The 13,696-nt window shown below is 70.7% G+C and carries 16 protein-coding genes; 10 read left to right on the forward strand and 6 right to left on the reverse strand.

What is annotated here, in order from left to right; translation table 11 throughout:
• The first annotated feature begins 48 nt into the window (after window positions 1–48).
• Genes MUN74_RS09765 through MUN74_RS09780 form a run of 4 tightly spaced genes read left to right on the forward strand, consistent with a single transcriptional unit; the run spans window position 49 to window position 3,573 of the window.
• Window positions 49–999, forward strand: coding sequence for an ABC transporter permease (locus tag MUN74_RS09765; RefSeq protein WP_244851876.1), 951 nt, complete (start codon window positions 49–51; stop codon window positions 997–999).
• On the forward strand, window positions 996–1,868 hold the full coding sequence (locus MUN74_RS09770) for an ABC transporter permease (RefSeq protein WP_244851877.1): 873 nt from the start codon (window positions 996–998) through the stop codon (window positions 1,866–1,868). Before MUN74_RS09765 ends, MUN74_RS09770 begins: the two co-directional genes overlap by 4 nt.
• Window positions 1,865–2,749, forward strand: coding sequence for an ABC transporter ATP-binding protein (locus tag MUN74_RS09775; protein WP_244851878.1), 885 nt, complete (start codon window positions 1,865–1,867; stop codon window positions 2,747–2,749). The genes MUN74_RS09770 and MUN74_RS09775 overlap by 4 nt, the downstream gene beginning before the upstream one ends.
• On the forward strand, window positions 2,746–3,573 hold the full coding sequence (locus MUN74_RS09780; RefSeq protein WP_305038241.1) for an ABC transporter ATP-binding protein: 828 nt from the start codon (window positions 2,746–2,748) through the stop codon (window positions 3,571–3,573). The genes MUN74_RS09775 and MUN74_RS09780 overlap by 4 nt, the downstream gene beginning before the upstream one ends.
• A 31-nt stretch (window positions 3,574–3,604) precedes the next feature.
• Here MUN74_RS09780 and MUN74_RS09785 read toward each other — a convergent pair whose 3' ends face one another.
• Window positions 3,605–4,363, reverse strand: a complete 759-nt coding sequence (locus MUN74_RS09785; RefSeq protein ID WP_244851879.1) for a sulfite exporter TauE/SafE family protein — start codon at window positions 4,361–4,363, stop codon at window positions 3,605–3,607.
• Between the two features lie 47 nt (window positions 4,364–4,410).
• On the opposite strand from MUN74_RS09785, the gene MUN74_RS19225 reads away from it, so the two are divergent.
• Both MUN74_RS19225 and MUN74_RS09790 read left to right on the forward strand, forming a co-directional pair.
• Window positions 4,411–4,542 (forward strand): hypothetical protein, encoded by a 132-nt coding sequence (locus tag MUN74_RS19225; protein ID WP_255820914.1) that lies wholly within the window; start codon window positions 4,411–4,413, stop codon window positions 4,540–4,542.
• On the forward strand, window positions 4,527–4,934 hold the full coding sequence (locus MUN74_RS09790) for a PIN domain-containing protein (RefSeq protein WP_244851880.1): 408 nt from the start codon (window positions 4,527–4,529) through the stop codon (window positions 4,932–4,934). Before MUN74_RS19225 ends, MUN74_RS09790 begins: the two co-directional genes overlap by 16 nt.
• A 134-nt stretch (window positions 4,935–5,068) precedes the next feature.
• On the opposite strand, the gene MUN74_RS09795 is transcribed toward MUN74_RS09790, so the two are convergent.
• The 3 genes from MUN74_RS09795 to MUN74_RS09805 all read right to left on the reverse strand — a co-directional run bounded on the left by MUN74_RS09795 (window position 5,069) and on the right by MUN74_RS09805 (window position 7,399).
• Window positions 5,069–5,632 carry a hypothetical protein gene (locus MUN74_RS09795; RefSeq protein WP_244851881.1) on the reverse strand — a complete coding sequence of 188 codons (564 nt, stop codon included), beginning with the start codon at window positions 5,630–5,632 and terminating at the stop codon, window positions 5,069–5,071.
• A 97-nt stretch (window positions 5,633–5,729) separates the two neighbouring features.
• A complete protein-coding gene (locus MUN74_RS09800; RefSeq protein WP_244851882.1) occupies window positions 5,730–6,167 on the reverse strand; it encodes a pyridoxamine 5'-phosphate oxidase family protein in 438 nt (145 codons plus the stop codon).
• A 68-nt stretch (window positions 6,168–6,235) separates the two neighbouring features.
• On the reverse strand, window positions 6,236–7,399 hold the full coding sequence (locus MUN74_RS09805; protein WP_244851883.1) for a GTP pyrophosphokinase: 1,164 nt from the start codon (window positions 7,397–7,399) through the stop codon (window positions 6,236–6,238).
• Window positions 7,400–7,702: 303 nt separating this feature from the next.
• Between MUN74_RS09805 and dnaK the strand changes: the two genes are divergently transcribed.
• The 4 genes from dnaK to MUN74_RS09825 all read left to right on the forward strand — a co-directional run bounded on the left by dnaK (window position 7,703) and on the right by MUN74_RS09825 (window position 11,740).
• Entirely contained in the window at window positions 7,703–9,574 is a 1,872-nt protein-coding gene (dnaK, locus tag MUN74_RS09810) for a molecular chaperone DnaK (RefSeq protein ID WP_244851884.1), read from the forward strand.
• 2 nt (window positions 9,575–9,576) lie between these two features.
• Window positions 9,577–10,197, forward strand: a complete 621-nt coding sequence (locus tag MUN74_RS09815; RefSeq protein WP_244851885.1) for a nucleotide exchange factor GrpE — start codon at window positions 9,577–9,579, stop codon at window positions 10,195–10,197.
• A 131-nt stretch (window positions 10,198–10,328) separates the two neighbouring features.
• Window positions 10,329–11,321, forward strand: a complete 993-nt coding sequence (locus MUN74_RS09820; protein WP_244851886.1) for a DnaJ C-terminal domain-containing protein — start codon at window positions 10,329–10,331, stop codon at window positions 11,319–11,321.
• A gap of 2 nt (window positions 11,322–11,323) precedes the next feature.
• Window positions 11,324–11,740: a heat shock protein transcriptional repressor HspR gene (locus MUN74_RS09825; RefSeq protein ID WP_244851887.1), complete on the forward strand. Its 417-nt coding sequence runs from the start codon at window positions 11,324–11,326 to the stop codon at window positions 11,738–11,740.
• A 41-nt stretch (window positions 11,741–11,781) separates the two neighbouring features.
• Here MUN74_RS09825 and MUN74_RS09830 read toward each other — a convergent pair whose 3' ends face one another.
• Entirely contained in the window at window positions 11,782–12,861 is a 1,080-nt protein-coding gene (locus MUN74_RS09830) for a ScyD/ScyE family protein (protein ID WP_244851888.1), read from the reverse strand.
• A 150-nt stretch (window positions 12,862–13,011) separates the two neighbouring features.
• The gene (locus tag MUN74_RS09835; protein ID WP_244851889.1) at window positions 13,012–13,695 is read right to left on the reverse strand and encodes a hypothetical protein; all 684 of its coding nucleotides are present in this window, start codon (window positions 13,693–13,695) and stop codon (window positions 13,012–13,014) included.
• Window position 13,696: the final 1 nt, after the last annotated feature.

A 13,696-nucleotide genomic window follows, 5' to 3' on the forward strand; every position in this document is an offset into this window, starting at 1 on the left:
CGCGCCACCCCGCACCCGACCCGCGAACCCGAGACCAGGAGGGCCGCAATGCCCCGATTCATCGCGATTCGGATCCTCGAGGGACTGGCGACCCTCCTCGTGTCCTCGTTCCTCATCTTCGGGGCGCTGTACGTTGCCCCGGGTGATCCGCTGAGCTACCTCATCGGCAATCGCACCCTGAGCGACGAGGCGATCGCCGCGCTGCGCGAGCAGTACCACCTCGACGACCCGTTCCTCGTGCGGTGGGTCGCGTGGCTCGGCGACGTGCTGACCGGCGACCTCGGTCGGTCGATCACCTATCGCGACGACGTCGTGAGCCTGCTCGGGCCGCGCCTGGCGACGACCGCCCTCCTAATCGGGTACGCCCTGGTCGTGATCGTCGTGGTCGGTGTCGGGCTCGGCGTCGTGGCGGCGCTGTCGCGGCGGGCGTCGAGCGACGTGATCCTCGCGGGCACCTCGATCGGCGTGGCGATCCCGTCGTTCGTCGCAGCCTCGGTGCTCATCTCGGTGTTCGCGGTCGGGCTAGGGTGGTTCCCCGCGTTCGGGCCGGGTGACGGCTTCTTCGACCGCATCTACCACCTCACCCTTCCGGTCATCGCGCTGACCCTGGCCTCGGGGTCGTACGTGATCCGGGTCACGCGGGCGGCGCTGCGCGAGGAGGCGGCCCGAGACCAGGTCAAGGCCGCCGTCGCGCGCGGCGTGCCCCGCCGCACGATCATCGGCCGCCACATCCTGCGCAACGGCCTCACGCCGGTCGCCACCGTCGTCGGGCTCACCCTGACGAGCCTCATCGTCGGTTCGGTCGTGGTCGAGCGCGCCTTCGCCCTCGACGGCATCGGGGCGCTGCTCACCGAGGCGGTCGCGAAGAAGGACTTCGGGGTCGTGCAGGCGATCTGCCTGCTGCTCATCACTGCGGTCGTCATCGTCGTGCTCGTAATCGACGTCATCCAGGTCGTCATCGACCCGCGGGTGCGCGAGCGTCAGGGGATCGCCGCATGACCACCGCCGTGTTCGAGGCGATCCGCCTTCGCCGTCGCCGGAAGCGCACCGGCCGTGGTCTCGGTGTCGCCGGCACCGTCGCGGCGGTCGTCGTCCTGCTCGCGGTGCTCGCGGCGATCCTCGCGCCGCTGCTCGCGCCGTACGATCCGACCGAGGTGAACTTCGACTACACGTACCGGCCGATGGAGTCGGGCGCCCCGCTCGGCACCGACGGCTCCGGTCGCGACATCCTGAGCCGCCTGCTCTACGGCGCGCGCACGAGTCTGCTCGGCCCGGCTGTGGTCGTGCTCGTTGCCGCTGTCGTCGGCACGGCCCTTGCGCTCGCCGCGGCGATCGCGGGCGGCGGCGTCGATCGCGTGCTCAGCCGCATCTTCGACATCGGCTTCGCCTTCCCGGGGCTGCTGCTCGCGATCCTCATGGTCTCGGTGCTCGGCGCCGGGTTCGGCACTGCGGTGTTCGCCCTCGCGATCGCGTACATCCCCTTCATCGGGCGGATCGTGCGCAGCGTCGCGGTCGGTGAGATGGCGCTGCCCTACATGAGCGCACTCGTCACAGTCGGCCAGTCGCGCACCCGTATCGCGACGCGACACCTGCTGCCCGCGGTGATGCCGACGGTGCTCGCGCAGTCGACGATCTCGTTCGGGTACGCCATGGTCGACCTGGCGGCGCTCTCGTACCTCGGCCTCGGCGTGCAGCCGCCCGAGTCCGACTGGGGGCTCATGGTCGCCGAGGGCCAGCGCGGCGTGCTGCAGGGCTATTGGGAGGAGGCGACCTTTGCTGGGCTCGCGATCGTCATCGTGGTCGCCGCGGTGTCCCTCCTCGGCGACCGCCTCGCCGATCGCATCAGCCTGAACCAGGAGGGACGATGACCGGACTGCTTGAGGTCGAGGACCTCGCCGTCGAGTTGTTCGACGGCAACGAGTGGGTGCGGGCGCTCGACGGCGTCTCGTTCACCGTCGCTCCGGGCGAGATCGTGGGCTTCATCGGCGAGTCGGGCTCGGGCAAGTCGACCGCGGTCAATGCGATCGCTCGGCTCCTGCCCGCGTCGGCCCGCGTCAGCGGCAGCATCCGCTTCGACGGGCGCGAGGTGCTCGCGCTCAGGCCGCGCGAGCTCGCGCGGTTCCGGGCGGGCGAGCTGGGCATGGTGTTCCAGGATCCGCGCGCGTCGGTCAACCCCGTCACCACCGTCGGCGAGTATGTCACCGAGGGCCTGCGCACGACGATGGGGATGCCTCGTGCCGCCGCGTACGCGCGGGCTGAGCAGCTGCTCGGCGAGGTCGGCATCGCCGAACCGGCCCAGCGGCTCGCGGAGTACCCGCACCAGCTGTCGGGCGGCATGCTCCAGCGCGCGGTCATCGCGGCCGCGCTCTCCACCGACCCGCGGCTCATGCTCGCCGACGAGGCGACGACCGCGCTCGACGTCACGCGCCAGGCCGAGATCGCCGCGATCCTGCGCCGGGCGACCCGGGATCGCGGACTCGGCACGATCTTCATCACCCACGACCTCGAGCTCGCTGGTGCGCTCTGCGATCGCATCTGCGTGATGTACCGGGGCCGGATCGTCGAGGAGGTGGCTGCCGAGGCGCTGCACGGCGGAGCGACGCATCCGTACACGCTCGCGCTGCTGCGCTCGCGCCCGAGCGTCGAGACGCGGATGCCCCGGTTGCCGATGATCACTGCTGCCGATCGCGAGCGGTTCCTGCTCGCCGCGCCCTCCGAGGGCGCGACCGACGAAGGGAGTGCGCGATGAGCGACGAGCGGGCGGTGCCCACAGTGGAGGTCGACGACGTGCGCCGGGTGTTCTCGAGGCGCGGCCGTACGACCGTCGCCGTCGACGGCGTCTCGTTCACGATGCGGGCGGGGCGCGACCTCGGCATCGTCGGTGAATCGGGTTCGGGCAAGTCGACGCTCGCGCGCATCATCATGGGCCTCGACACCCCGACGAGTGGCAGTGTGCGGGTGCAGGGCGAGGACATGACCGCCAAGCCGCGCTCGCGCGTCGAGCGGCTCCGCCGCGCGAAGCTCGTGCAGATGGTCTACCAGGACCCGTACGGCTCCCTGGACCCGAGGCAGAGCGTGCGGGCTTGCCTCGTCGAGGTGCTTCGCCTGCACCCGCCGCGCGACATCGACATCGCCGCACGCGCGAGCGAGCTCGGCGACCTCGTCGGCCTCACGCCGGGGCAGCTCGACCGGAGCCCGACGGGGTTGTCGGGTGGACAGCGCCAGCGGGTCGCGATCGCCCGCGCGCTCGCCGTCGAGCCGCGCCTCGTCATCCTCGACGAGGCGGTCGCGGCGCTCGACATCTCGATCCAGGCGCAGATCCTGAACCTGCTCGCCGAGCTGCGCGAGGAGCTCGGCACGGCCTACCTGCTGATATCGCACGACCTCGCCGTCGTGCGTCAGCTGACCGACGACGTCGTGGTGCTGCACCACGGCCGGGTCGTCGAGCAGGGCGAGACGGGGGTGGTGCTCGACGACCCCGCCGAGGCGTACACCCGGCGGCTGCGCGACAGCATCCCGAGTGCCCAGTGGCGTGAGCCCGGCACGCTCGACGCTCTGGTCGTCACGGTCTGAGGGCGGCGCGACCGCGGCGCGGCGCGGCGCCTCAGCGAACCACGAAGTACACGAGCGCCGCGACGCCGATCACGACGATCACGACCCGGTACGCCGTCTGCGGGATGTGCCGCCCGTACCGTCCGCCGAGCCACCCGCCGGCGAACGCGCCGATCGCGATCGCGAGTGCGGCGAGCCACGCGATCTCCGTCACGAACACGAACACGATCGCCGCTGCGAGGTTCGCCGTCGCGGCCATGGCGTTCTTGTAGGCGTTCGCACGCACGAGCGATCCGGCCATCGTGATCGAGAGCAGGGCGATGAGCAGCACGCCCTGCGCGGCGCCGAAGTAGCCGCCGTAGACGGCGGTGAGCCCGGCGACGGCCATCGTCGCGGCGGGGTGGTCGCGGTGCTCGGCCTGGCCGTGCAGCTTCGCCGTCCACCGCCTGATCCAGGGCCCGAACACGACGAGCAGCAGGGCGATGACGATGAGCACCGGCACGATCATGTCGAACGCCTCGGTGGGCAGTCGCAGCAGCAGCAGCGCACCGGTGACGCCGCCCACGGCCGAGAAGCAGAGGTAGAGCGCGAGTCGACGCCACTCGCCGGCGAACGCCGACCGCCCGACGACGGTCGCCGTGAGCGACGCGGGCAGCACCCCGACGTTGTTCGTCACGTTCGCGAGCACGGGCGGGTACCCGAACGCGAGCAGCATCGGGAACGTCACGAGCGACCCCGACCCGACGACCGAGTTGATCATGCCGGCGACGATCCCGCCGCCGGTGAGCACGAGGAATTCGACCGGGCTCATCGGGCGGTCACGGCGATTCGGCGCATCCTCCGATTCAATCAGTCCGGATGCCTCGTGCTGCGCGCTGCGACGGCGGCGGCGCCGAACCGGGGGCCGACATCGACGTCGAGTTCGCCGACGATGTGCGGTCGGCAAGAGAATCGGTCGACCTCGACGAGCCGGCATGGCCCGCCGACTGATCGTCGATACGGGCGTGCTCGTCGCCGCCGAACGACAGCGCCGGCTCGTGGCTGCGGGCATTCGTGCCGACGACGACCTCTCGATCGCGGCTGTGACCGTCGCCGAACTGCGAACGGGAATCGAACTCGCGAGCGAGTCGCAGCGTGCCGCTCGAGCCGAGTTCCTCGTCGGGGTACTCGAGGCGCTTCCCGTCGTGCCGTACGACGTGCAGGTGGCCGAGGCGCACGGCAGGCTGCTCGCCCATGTGCATCGCGAGGGGCGGCGCAGGGGTGCCCACGACCTCATCGTCGCGGCCACGGCACTCGCGACCGACCGGATCGTGCTCACGACCGATCGGGCCGCCCGATTCGACGAACTGCCGGGCGTTCGGGCGGTTCTCGTCGAGGAGTGACGGGTCTCGGTTCGTCGACGTGCCGCAGCGGCACGGGGAGCAGTGCCGGTTCACCTGGGCTCGGGCGGAATGGCGGCATCGAGGCAGGTCGTCTCGGTGAGCGACGCCGCGTGTCACGGGTCACCCGAGTGAACCTACCGGTCGGCGACCGCGATCATGGCGGCGAACATCGGCGCGCTCACGTACGTGATCGCATCGGCCGACCTCACGACGACGGGGCTGACACCGGAGCCGGGTTCTTCGGGGCCGGTGTAGGCGCCCGGCACCGGATCGTCGGTCTTCGTGTAGCCCGCGGCGGTGAGCGCCGTCTCCCATTCGGGCCACGAGGCGTCGTCGACGGGCAGTCGGGCGATGTCGAGCGTGATGTCGGTCGCCTCTTTGCCCCAGCGGCAGCCGAGAGCCCCGGTATCGAGCATCGCCCCCATGAACGGGGTGTGCGCGATCGGATCGCGCGGCGTGAGACCGTCGGTCTCGAGCTCTGCGTACGCCGCAGCGGTGAGGACGTCGTCGCAGGTCGCCGCGACGGCGGTCGCGGCGGGCGTCTCGAAGGACGAGGGTTCCGTGGGCACGACCGCCGTCGGCGTCGTGGCGAGCGACGCGGTGGGTTCGGGCGACGTGGTCGTGGTGCACGCACTCAACCCGATGACGAGCAGCGGGACGGCGGTGGCGAGCGTCAGGCGTTGCAGGGAACGGCGCATGAGGGGGAGCCTACGATCAGGCGGGCCGGCATGCATCAGTGCCCGCCCTGACACCGAGCACGGCGGTCGCGGCGGCTGAGGGAGGCGAGCCGAGGGCTCAGTCGGCGGTCTTCGACAGCTCGAAGGACCGCCCGTGCACCTCGGTCGGCACGATGCGCACCCACCGGTCCTTCGTCTCGGGCGCCCAGGGCTTCACGCCGAGTTCTTCGGCGGCCGCGATCTCGGCCTCGCGGTCGAACTCCTCGGCGTGGCCCTTCACGACGACGCTGAACGCCTCGTTCGCGGTGTAGCCGTCGACCTGGAACGCGACGCCGTGGTGGATGGTGAGCTCGAGCAGCTTCGTGCCGGCCGAGGTGCGGAACACGACCACGGGCGCCCCACCCCGCGCGTCGACGCGGTGGTTGACCGGGAAGATGTCGACCTCACCCGCGGCGGCCAGCGCGATGCGCCCGTAGGGGGCGGCGTCGATCCGCTCCCAGCACTCCTCGGGAGGCATCGATCGCGTCGGCGTGCGGCCCTCTGCTGTCTCGTCCATGGTTCGATTCTCGTCGTTTCGCCGGACGCCGGGAAGAGGGCCCGCGAGTGCGGGGGCCGGGGTCGAGCTCAGCCGAGGTCGATCGGCCGGTACCCCGCGTCGTCGAGCGTGCCGACGGGGGCGGCCTGCTGCTCGTATCGGCTGCGGACGGCGAGGGCCGAGGCATCCGGATTCTCGAACAGGTGCGTCGCGACGACCCGGTACTCGGCGAGCCGGCCGTCGGGGACCCGGCTCTCGCGCAGTGAGGCGCCCGCGACGAGGGCTGCGGCCATCGCCGTCCAGTACACGCCGATGCCTCGGAACGACCGCGCCGGCCGCTGCGGCTCCGCATCGGTGAGCAGGATGTCGTTGGTGCTGCTCGCGCAGGTGATCGCGAGGCGCCGCCCGAGCTCGGAGTACTCGGCGAAGCCGTCGACGAGCGCGTCGTACTGCAGCCAGCCGGCGGCCCTCACGACGCTGCGCAACTCGCGACCGGTGCCGGTGACCGCGCCGAAGGGCACGTCGAGCGCCGCGGTGATCGTCTGGTCGAGCGAGCGCGAGTCTCCGTCGTACTGGATGAACCGGCCGATGTAGCCGCGCTCGCCGCCGCCGTCGCCCGTCGGTGCGGCGGTGCGGGCCTCGTCGACCTGGCGGCGGATGAGGTCGAGGTTGTCGTCGGCCTGCTCGAGCAGCGCGGCCGAGAGGGCGAACAGCCGGTCGACCTCGCGCGGGAGCTGGCGGGCCGACTTGTAGCGGAAGTCGTGCTCGAGCTCCGACCAGGTGTCGGAGAGCGCGGTGCGCAGCTGCACCTCGAGCTGGATGCCGGTCGGTTCGGCGCCGTCGCCGGCCTCCTGCTCGTCGTCGGGGAGGAGACCGACGAACTGCACCGAGCGGTAACCGAACGCGTCGAGCGGCAGCAGTGCGGACTTGTCGATCCAGGATTCGTCATCGACGATGAGCGCCTCGCGGACGACCTGCTCCATGCCGGGCAGGTCGCCTTCGAAGTGGGCGATGACGCGAACGCCGAGGATGTCGCGCACCTCGCGGTCGGGCGCGCGACGCACCTTGCGCTCGAAGGACTCGCGCGACTTCACCCGCGCCCTCACCTGGAAGTAGCGGAAGCCGGCCGCCTCGATGCGCCGTGCGAAGTCGGCCTCGATGCGCCCGCGCAGCTTGCGGTAGCGCCGCAGCTCGCGGTCGTACCTGGCGAGCTCGGCGGCGATGAGCCGCTCGTCCTGCTCGCGCGAATCCATGATCGGCAGGCTACTGCGTCGTCGAGCGGGTCGAGGGGAATGGGCGCCGCGAGCGGAATGTCGGGGGGAATACTGAGTGCCCGCCGTGAGTTGAGTCGAGTACACTCAAGTTTCACCGCGTCGACTTGACACGTTCATCCGGCGCTGGGAGGCTTGAGTCGTCAAGGCTCAAGTCTTGACGCATCTGACTTCGGTTGCGGGCCAGGAAGGCCGGGCCGACCGCTGGAACACCCGGGGTCTCGATACGCGAGCGACGCCGTCGCACGCGACTCGACCACCGGAACAGCAGAAGGAGAAACACACATGTCACGTGCAGTTGGAATCGACCTGGGCACCACGAACTCCGTGGTGAGCGTCCTCGAGGGCGGCGAGCCGGTCGTCATCGCGAACGCGGAGGGCTTCCGCACCACCCCGTCGGTGGTCGCATTCACCAAGGACGGCGAGGTGCTCGTCGGCGAGACCGCGAAGCGCCAGGCCGTCACCAACGTCGACCGCACGATCGCGTCGGTCAAGCGCCACATGGGCACCGACTGGAAGACCGACGAGATCGACGGCAAGAAGTACACGCCGCAGGAGATCTCGGCGCGCATCCTGCAGAAGCTCAAGCGCGACGCCGAGCAGTACCTCGGCGACACCGTCACCGACGCGGTCATCACCGTGCCTGCGTACTTCAACGACGCCGAGCGCCAGGCCACGAAGGAGGCCGGTGAGATCGCCGGCCTCAACGTGCTCCGCATCATCAACGAGCCCACCGCCGCCGCGCTCGCGTACGGCCTCGACAAGGGCAAGGAGGACGAGCTCATCCTCGTCTTCGACCTCGGTGGCGGCACCTTCGACGTCTCGCTCCTCGAAGTGGGCAAGGACGACGACTTCTCGACCATCCAGGTCCGCGCGACCTCGGGTGACAACCGCCTCGGCGGCGACGACTGGGACCAGCGCATCGTCGACTGGCTCATCAAGAAGTTCAAGGAGACGACGGGCGTCGACGTCTCGAACGACAAGATCGCCCTCCAGCGCCTCAAGGAGGCCGCCGAGCAGGCCAAGAAGGAGCTCTCGTCGAGCATGTCGACGAACATCCAGCTCCCGTACCTCTCGCTGACCGAGAACGGCCCGGCGAACCTCGACGAGAAGCTCACGCGCGCCGAGTTCGAGAACATGACGAGCGACCTGCTCGACCGCACGAAGAAGCCCTTCGAAGACGTCATCCGCGAGGCGGGCATCAAGCTCTCCGACGTCGCGCACGTCGTGCTCGTCGGCGGCTCGACCCGTATGCCGGCCGTCTCCGACCTCGTCAAGAAGGAGACCGGCCAGGAGCCCAACAAGGGCGTCAACCCCGATGAGGTCGTCGCCGTCGGCGCGGCCCTCCAGGCGGGCGTCCTCAAGGGCGAGCGCAAGGACGTGCTGCTCATCGACGTCACCCCCCTCAGCCTCGGCATCGAGACCAAGGGCGGCATCATGACGAAGCTCATCGAGCGCAACACGGCCATCCCGACGAAGCGTTCGGAGACCTTCACGACCGCCGACGACAACCAGCCGTCGGTCGCGATCCAGGTCTTCCAGGGCGAGCGCGACTTCACGCGCGACAACAAGGCGCTCGGCACGTTCGAGCTCACCGGCATCGCACCCGCGCCCCGTGGCATCCCGCAGATCGAGGTCACCTTCGACATCGACGCCAACGGCATCGTGCACGTGTCCGCGAAGGACAAGGGCACCGGCAAGGAGCAGTCGATGACGATCTCGGGCGGCTCGAGCCTCCCGAAGGACGACATCGACCGCATGGTGCGCGAGGCCGAGGAGCACGCAGCCGAAGACAAGGCGCGCCGCGAGTCGGCCGAGACCCGCAACTCCGCCGAGCAGCTCGCCTACTCGGTCGAGAAGCTCATCAAGGACAACGACGACAAGCTCCCCGCCGACGTCAAGTCCGAGGTGCAGGGCGACGTCGACGCGCTGAAGTCGGCGCTCGCGGGTGACGACGACGACGCGGTCAAGACCGCGTTCGAGAAGCTCTCGCAGTCGCAGACCAAGCTGGGCGAGGCCATCTACGCGCAGTCGCAGGCGGCGGATGCCTCCGCCTCCGGCGAGGACGCGTCCGCGACCGGCCAGGCCGGCGACGCCTCCTCCGACGAGGACGTCGTCGACGCCGAGGTCGTCGACGACGAGGATGAGAAGAAGTAACCATGAGCGACGAGAACCAGAACCCCGAGGAGCCGATCATCCGCGACAAGCGGAGGATCGACCCCGAGACCGGTGCGGTTCGCGAGCCCTCGGGTGACGACGTGAAGGATGCCTCGGCGGAGGCCGAGGCATCCGACTCGTTCGACGACGAGGCCGAGCTCACGGTCGACGACATCCTGAACGCGGCGAACGCCGAGGTGCAGGACCCGACCGACGAGCACCTCGCCGATCTCAAGCGGGTGACCGCCGAGTACGCGAACTACCGCAAGCGCACCGAGGCGAACCGCGAGATCGAGCGCGAGCGCGCGGTCGGCGCGGCCGTCTCCGTGCTGCTGCCGGTGCTCGACGACCTCGACCGGGCCGAGAAGCACGGCGACCTCGAGGGCGACACCGCCTTCGCGACGATCGCCGCGAAGCTGCGCGGCGCCGTCGAGAAGCTCGGCCTCACCGCCTTCGGCGAGGTGGGCGAGCCGTTCGACCCGCAGCACCACGAGGCGATCTTCCAGCAGCCGAGCGACGAGGTCGAGGTCGATACGGTCGCCGACGTCGTCGAGACCGGCTACCAGCTGGGCGGCGTGCAGCTGCGCGCCGCGAAGGTCGTCGTCAAGACGCCGGCGGCCTGACCGCCGACACCCCTCCTCCGGTGGTCGAGTAGCGACGAAGGAGCGTATCGAGACCCGCACCAGGTCTCGATACGCTTCGCTACTCGACCACCGGAGTTCATTCAGACAGACTTTTCAGAAAGGAGGTGCCGATGGCCAGTCAGGACTGGTTCGACAAGGACTTCTACCAGGTGCTCGGCGTCTCCAAGGACGCGAGCGACGCGGAGATCAAGAAGGTCTACCGCAAGCTCGCACGCAAGTACCACCCCGACCAGAACCCGGGCGACACCGCCGCCGAGGCGAAGTTCAAGGAGATCAGCGAGGCGAACGCCGTGCTCTCCGACCCCGAGCAGCGCAAGGAGTACGACGCGATCCGGGCGATGGGCTCGGGTGCGCGCTTCACGGCGCCCGGCGCCGGCGGCCAGGGCGGCTTCGACGACGTCTTCGGCGGCATGTTCGGCGGCCAGGGCGGCGGGCAGCGCTACACCTTCCAGCAGGGCGGCGGCGCCGAGTACGACGACCTGCTGTCGGGTCTCTTCGGCAGCGGCCGCTTCGGCACGGCGTCGGGCGGGTACCGCGGCTTCGGCGGCCCCAGCAAGGGGCGGGATGTCACGGCATCGACGACCCTCGACTTCATCACGGCGACGAAGGGCGACCAGATCACCCTGCAGACCGCCGAGGGCCGCCCCATCACGGTGCGCATCCCGGCCGGCGTCGCCGACGGCCAGAAGATCCGCCTGCGCGGCAAGGGCCACCCCTCGCCCGACGGCGGCGAGGCGGGCGACCTCATCCTCACCGTGAACGTGCGCAAGCACCCGGTGTTCGAGCGCGACGGTCTCAACCTGCGGGTCACCGTGCCGGTGACCTTCGCCGAGGCGGCGCTCGGTGCGACCATCCAGGTGCCGACCCTCGGCGGCGAGCCCGTGAAGCTCAAGGTCGCACCCGGCACCCCGAGCGGGCGCGTGCTGCGCGTCAAGGGGCGCGGCGTCGAGACCAAGAAGGGCACGGGCGACCTGCTCGCGGTCGTGCAGATCGCCGTGCCGTCGCACCTCTCGAAAGACGCGCAGGCGGCCGTCGAGGCGCTCGCCGCGGCGCTCCCCGACGAGAACCCGCGCGACGACCTGCTCGCCAAGGCCAGGGACTGACCATGGATGCGACGAGTCCGCTGTTCGTCATCTCGGTCGCCGCCGAACTCGCGGGCATGCACCCGCAGACGCTGCGCCAGTACGACCGGCTCGGGCTCGTCTCGCCGGGGCGCACCGCGGGCAAGTCGCGCCGCTACTCGATGCACGACGTCAACCGCCTGCGCGAGATCGCCCAGCTCTCGAGCGAGGGCGTGAGCCTCGAGGGCATCCGCCGGGTGCTCGGGCTCGAAGACGAGGTGCAGTCGCTGCGCGCGCGGGTGCGCGAGCTCGAGTCCGCGCTCGCCGACGAGATGCTCAACCGCCCCGGCCGTCGCGTGTTCGCCGCGGGATCCGCCGGCGAGGTGATCACCCTCAAGGCCGGCACCCGCGTGCGCCGTGAGAACGCCGTCGTCGTCTGGCGGCCGCTCGAGCGGGACTGAGTCCTCGGCATGAGCCGCGCCGCCCGCATCCGATCGGATGCTCAGCCCTTGACGGGATACGACACGATGTTGCCGTCGCCGAACACGCCGGTCGAGACGACGAGCTTTCCGCTCTGCCATTCGACGCCGGCGGGGCTGTCGACCTCGGCGAAGGTCGAGACCGACCCGTCGCGCGTGATCGCCGACACCTTGCCGCCGAACATCTCGCTGACGTAGATCGTGCCGTTCGGTGCGACCGCGAGGCCCGTCGCGCCGGCGAAGCCCGTTGCGACGAGTGCGTAGTCACCGGTCGCCGGGTCGATGCGGTACACCGAGCCGGTCGGGAACCCGAGTCCGGGCGCGCCGGGCAGCGTCGACACGTAGAGCATGCCGTCGGTGCCCATCTCGACGTCGGTCGGCACGGGCTCGGCGTCGTAGGTCAGGCCGACGACGCACTCGTCGAGCAGGATCGGCTGCCCTTCCACCTCGCCGACCGCGCGCATCTCGTCGGTCACGACGAGCGGCTGCGGCGGCAGCACGGCGACCGTCGAGACGTCGTCGCCGACGACCTTCAGCACGGCGTTCATGCCCGAGTCGGCGACGTAGGTCGCGCCCGGCAGCGCGAGCGTGCCGTAGGCGTGCGTGTCGACGAGACCCTGGTACCTGGCCTGCACGAACGGCGGCAGCGTCGCCGCGCAGTCGTCCGAGATCGACTCGAAGCCGTACCAGCTGTCGGCGTCGGGGTTGTTCGCCTGCTCCCAGGCGAGCAGGTCGATCGAGGTGTCGCCCGCCGGGCCGCTCGACTTCAGCCACGAGCCCTCGATCGACTGCTCGTCGCCCGCCCGTTCGCTCCAGGTGACGGTCGGGCCGAGCACCGAGACGCCGGTGGAGTCTGGGCCCTGCGAGAGGGTCGTGCTGGTCCCGCCCGCGAGGCGGGTGACCTCGCCGAGGAACGACTGGCCGACCGTGATCGTGCCGTTCGCGGCGATGCCGAAGGTGAGCGGACCGGCGAGGTGCTCAGCGAGCACGGCAGGCGAGCCGGCTCTCGGGGCCTTGGGCGCGGCGTTCGCCGGTGCGGCGACCGCGGTGAGTGCCCCGATCGCGACGGCGACGACGGCGGCGAGGGTGATTGAACGGTGCATCGGTGACTCCGACCTGTTCGGCTCGCGGAGCCGCCCTTCACGCGCGCGTCGGCGCGCACGGAAAGCCTCGGGTGGGCGGATCCGCGACCGAAGCTACTCCGGACGGGTCGGTGCCTCCACCCCCCGTTCGCGTGCTGCCCGAACGCGGGGTCAGCGCCCCCAGGCCGACGCCGGCGCCTCGATGACCTCGTACGGCCGGGAGCTCCAGTGGGTGCCGTAGCCGTAGTGGCTCGACGCCCACGGCGACGCCCAGATCGCCTGCGCCGTGGCGTCGGCCGAGTCGCCGCGCTCGAGGGCGGCCTCGACCTCGGGGTACCGGCCCGAGCCGATGTTCGCGGCCGCGTAGTAGGCGGCGTCGGCGAGTGTCGCGTAGCTGCCGAGGCCCGAACCGCCGCCCGAGCCCATGCCGTTGTTGAGCGGGTTGTTGCGGTTCCACCAGTTGTCGGCGCCGTTCTCCTGGCGCATCCACCGCATCATGAACGTGACGTTCTCGTCGGTCAGCGGCCAGCCGCCCTCGACCATGACGAGCTTCGCCCAGTCGAGGTTGGTGCCGCCCGCGATGAGGGTCTCAGGGCCCGTCGATGCGACGTACGACTCGCTCGAGACGGCGGTGGCGGATGCCTCGCCGCCGACCCGCACCGATTGTGCAGCCGAACGGAAGGAGTCGGCGGCGTCGTTCGCGGCGACGGCAGCCTCGATGGTCGCGGGGTTCACCTGCGGGGCGAGCGCGACGGTCGCGAGCAGGCCGAACACGGCGGCGGTTCCGAGTACGCCGGCGAAGCGGCGGACGAATCGCCCGCCGCGAGTAGCGCCCCCGTGCCGTTCTCGCCGCATG

The organism is Agromyces sp. H17E-10 (assembly GCF_022919715.1).
Classification (GTDB): domain Bacteria; phylum Actinomycetota; class Actinomycetes; order Actinomycetales; family Microbacteriaceae; genus Agromyces.